Origin of the sequence: Rhodopirellula sp. UBA1907 (genome assembly GCF_002337565.1) — a bacterium.
GTDB lineage: Bacteria > Planctomycetota > Planctomycetia > Pirellulales > Pirellulaceae > Rhodopirellula > Rhodopirellula europaea.
Genome location: NZ_DDGH01000091.1, coordinates 6,058 through 9,912, shown reverse-complemented (window position 1 = coordinate 9,912; position 3,855 = coordinate 6,058). Strand labels below are relative to the sequence as shown.

The 3,855-nt window shown below is 54.5% G+C and carries 3 protein-coding genes and 1 pseudogene; 3 read left to right on the top strand and 1 reads right to left on the bottom strand.

Annotation, left to right across the window (positions count from 1 at the left end):
• Window positions 1-224 precede the first annotated feature (224 nt).
• Window positions 225-1,973 carry an alpha/beta hydrolase gene (locus B2R17_RS20860; RefSeq protein ID WP_286765494.1) on the bottom strand — a complete coding sequence of 583 codons (1,749 nt, stop codon included), beginning with the start codon at window positions 1,971-1,973 and terminating at the stop codon, window positions 225-227.
• A gap of 335 nt (window positions 1,974-2,308) precedes the next feature.
• Here B2R17_RS20860 and B2R17_RS20855 point away from each other — a divergent pair, with 335 nt between their 5' ends.
• The 3 genes and pseudogenes from B2R17_RS20855 to B2R17_RS20845 form a co-directional block, all read left to right on the top strand.
• Complete coding sequence (locus tag B2R17_RS20855; protein WP_008669221.1) at window positions 2,309-2,653, top strand: hypothetical protein; 345 nt, start codon at window positions 2,309-2,311, stop codon at window positions 2,651-2,653.
• 272 nt (window positions 2,654-2,925) lie between these two features.
• Window positions 2,926-3,378 carry a MarR family winged helix-turn-helix transcriptional regulator gene (locus B2R17_RS20850; protein ID WP_008669220.1) on the top strand — a complete coding sequence of 151 codons (453 nt, stop codon included), beginning with the start codon at window positions 2,926-2,928 and terminating at the stop codon, window positions 3,376-3,378.
• Window positions 3,379-3,580: 202 nt separating this feature from the next.
• Window positions 3,581-3,855 (top strand): annotated as a pseudogene (locus B2R17_RS20845) (alkyl/aryl-sulfatase); the annotation flags it as partial.

Genomic DNA, 3,855 nt, shown 5'->3' with positions numbered 1-3,855 from the left:
CTCCCCGTCTCTTGTGCCTCAGCGTCGAATCCATCAGGCATGGATCAGGCCGAGGTGTCCATTCTTGGGAATGCAAAGTAAGAAAACCGATTCCGTCGTATTGTGAACTGTTTGTAGGAGGTTGACGCAGAGTCGGTGAGACGCAGGGGCGCAGAGGAGAGCGCAGACATCGAATTCTTGGTCCTGTCCCTCTGCGTCTCCCCTTCGCCGGCGCGGCCAAGTCGCTACATCGCTTCGGTCGGCTTTGAATCAAGCTCCGAAGGTTTCAGAGTTGGGTCGATGCCTGGGAGCGGAAGCCGGACATCTTCAGCAGGTGTGGCGAAATGTTCGCGGAGTCTGTCCAAATCGGTCTGCGACCAATCCTCCGGTTGAGTCACGGCAACCCAAGCGTCGATGTAGCTCGACGGCGAATAGTTGTGCCCGTATCCAAGTGGAACGCTGGTTGCCATCGGCAAATCGAAAGCGATTTGCAGGAACGTCACGATGGGGTACCAACGCAAACCAGGCGAGACATCCGGTCCGCGTGGCTCGGAAAGCCACTCCGGTTGGTGCCAGGCCGCCGAGGGTGAAAACCAAACCATTGGGTCGTTTGCGTGCTGGATGTACACGTTTCGAATCGGCCCCCAAGCTTTGCCAGTGTCCAACCTGTTTTGTTGCGCCGTGAACCGGACCATCGATTGGTCTCGAAAGGTTGGCATCCATACGGGCGTTCCGGCGTTGCGAGAGCTGACAATGGACGCCCATTGCCGGCTAGGAAACGGCGGCCCACTCCAGACGGCACCTTGGATGGGATCTTGAAAGGTTTCCATCAAGTCCGCGGCATCCTCGCAACCATAGGAACCCAGACTCAGTCCGAACAAGTACAACCGTGGACGCTCTTGTTTGGGCAGCGTGGTCCAATACGCGTAGACTTGATCGAACAAAGCCGAGGCGGATCGTTTGGACCGAGATGGGTCGACCAAAATCGTGATCCAGCTGGGCAGGTACGAATACTGCATGCTGACAATGGCGGTGTCGCCGTGATGCAAATACTCGACCGTGTCGACCGCACTTTCATCGAGCCAACCGGTGCCGGTGGGTGTTGCAACAATCAGGATTTTGCGATCAAAGGCTCCCTCGCGTTTCAGCTCTTCCAAGGCAAGCGTGGCTCTGGCTTGATCGTCTCCGTCCGTTCGCATCCCGACATAAACCCGGATCGGACGCTTTGCAGGTTGCCCTGTTAGCCGTTCGATTTCTCCTGCCTTGGGACCGTCACCGATGAAGTCTTTGCCCTGACGGCCAATCGCTTCCCAGTCGACCAGAGACTGTTCGCTACCGCAGGCAAGCTCCAAGGTCGGTTGTTCAATGCCGTCATCGATCAACAAGTCGGCTTGCAAAAAGAACCGATCGGCGGCTTGAAGCAACCCGCGTGCAATCACCCCATTGCCAATCATCAATCCCAGCACCAACACACTGAGAGTGCTGATTGAAATGGCGATGCGACGCGGCAGATAGCGTTGCAGCAGATTGGAAAGGTAGGCACCAAATCGAATCATCCAACGAGCAATCGACACCAGGATGAACGCGACAAACAGGGCGATGGCAAAGAAACGAAAAGGTGCCGTTGTTTCGAGCGGCGGCATCTCCATCAACATGCGAACGGAGTTCTGCCATTCGGTGGCGTACCAAATCGAAATGGCGAAGACGATCGCCACCACTGCCATGCAGACTTGTTTCGAACGTCGGGCCAACGCATGTCCGGGCTGCGGCAATTCCAGGAACGACCAGCCCCAAGTCGCGAGCACGCCCACCACATAACCGATGGCAAGCGAAAACCCTGACAGGATTCCTTGCACGATGTAAGGGCGAGGCAGCAGGGACGGCGTGATCGATCCGCAGAAGAACAAGGTTGCAAACACCAAACCGGTGAACGAAAACGACTCCAAGTAGGAACGCGATAACGATCGGACTTTGATAGCGACGCGATGGATCACTCATTGACTCCAGCAAAATAGAATACGGTCAGACAATCAGTCGATGGCCAAATAAAGGTGGCTTGGGACACTTGGGAGGTCATGCGTCTGTGAACGGCATTCGCTACATGCATTTGGCGGTATAGCTGACTGCTGGTCTGGTCGGGCAGTCGGTTGGGACGTCAATGCAGTGTTGTCTCGGCAGTCGGACCAGCGTGGAGTCGTAATTTAGTCGCTGCCAAAGCAGAAGCGAAGGTAGGAAGCCGTTGGCCGTTTGTGTTGTTCGCTGGACACGGATGGTTGTGAATCGCTAGGGTGGCGTTATCAGTTCGTAAACTTGGTGGGAGACGAATGCCATGAGATTCTTCAAAGCAGCGATTCTTTTTGGTTTGATGAGCCTTCCGTGTCACGCGGAGTCGGACTGGTTGTTGGATCTGGACCTGGATTCACCGATCCAGAGCAAAGACTATGTCAGCGAACAACCGGCGGATCTGAACCCGCACGCTCTGCGTGAATTGGTTTTCGTGTATCCAAGGCCGAAACAAGGCAAAGATCCAAAAAAGAGCTCTCTCTTGCCGGGGTTTGAATACGAACTGCGGCAAAAGGTTGAGCAACTCCTGTTGCGACCAGAGCGAAAACCCGCGGTTAAACGCCCTGTTCCGCCACCCATTCGAGTAAAACGGAACGAGCGATTGCTCTGATGCCTTTGGCGACGAGTGATTCCCGAGTTCAAACTTTGGGGTGACAGGCCGTTGCCGCTGTCTTTCGATGATCGCTTCTGCGGCGTTCCAGCGTTCTTTCGCCGTGAGGATTGACACTCGGGTTGTTAGCTGTAGAATGCAGGGAAAGGTTTGGGCTGTTGTGGTGGACGAGACAATGAGTCCTCTGTTGCGGGCAGCCAAGCGTCGGGACTTGTTGCCTCTTCCACTACCTTTTGGGCCCGCCTCGACTCAGGATACGCTGGGAGTTGACTATGCACTTTGATTCCGAATCATCGCCCGGTTTCGCGATCGGTCGTGTTGCTTACTTGATTCGATCTGGAATGGCTGCTGTGCTGAAGGACGCCGGTTGGCCGTTCTCCCCCGAAGAGACGCAGACCCTGATCACGTTGTCGGATGCGGGGGAAGCGGTGAGCATGAACGAGTTGGCATCAAGGATGATTCGCGACCCAACGACCGTGAAACGACAGCTGGATCGACTTGTTGATAAGAAGTTCGTTGAGCGAACCCGATCGAGCGAGGACGCTCGCATCGTGATGATCGCTTTGACTCGCCGCGGCGAACAGAAACTTCAAACCGTGCTGCCGGTTTTAGATGACTTGCGAAAAGCAGCAATCAAAGGCCTTTCAAAGTCGGAGTTGGAAACGACCCAAAACGTGCTGCGAAAGATGCAAAAGAACCTATTGGCAAAACAGCCTGTTGATTGAGGGGCTCGTCCACTACGAGGATGCGCGACGGATTGTCCTATGAAAACTACATGCTGCTACGTGCGTTCGTCGGAACGGTGGGGCATGCGAACGTATGTGTTCTTTCCGTGGCGGACGAAGCAAGGAGTCCTGTTGCATAGGTTTTCAATCGGACGAACCCGTTGCCTCGTCCACTACCCAAATTTCTTGAAGGAATCGTCTTATGAAAAAGATCATCGTTGCTCTGTGCCTCCTGATGTTTGCGGGCAATTCAATCCGAGCCCAGGAAGTGAACGAAGCGACCAGAAAACTGATTAAGCAGAATGAACAGTTTGAGGAGCAGGTCATCGAGGTGGCCGACAATGTTCATGTTGCGGTTGGATACAGCGTATCGAACGTCTCGATGATCATCGGCGATGATGGCGTTGTCATTGTCGACACTGGAATGATGGGTGAGGCCGCCAATCGAATTGTCAAAGAATTTCGCAAGATCACCGA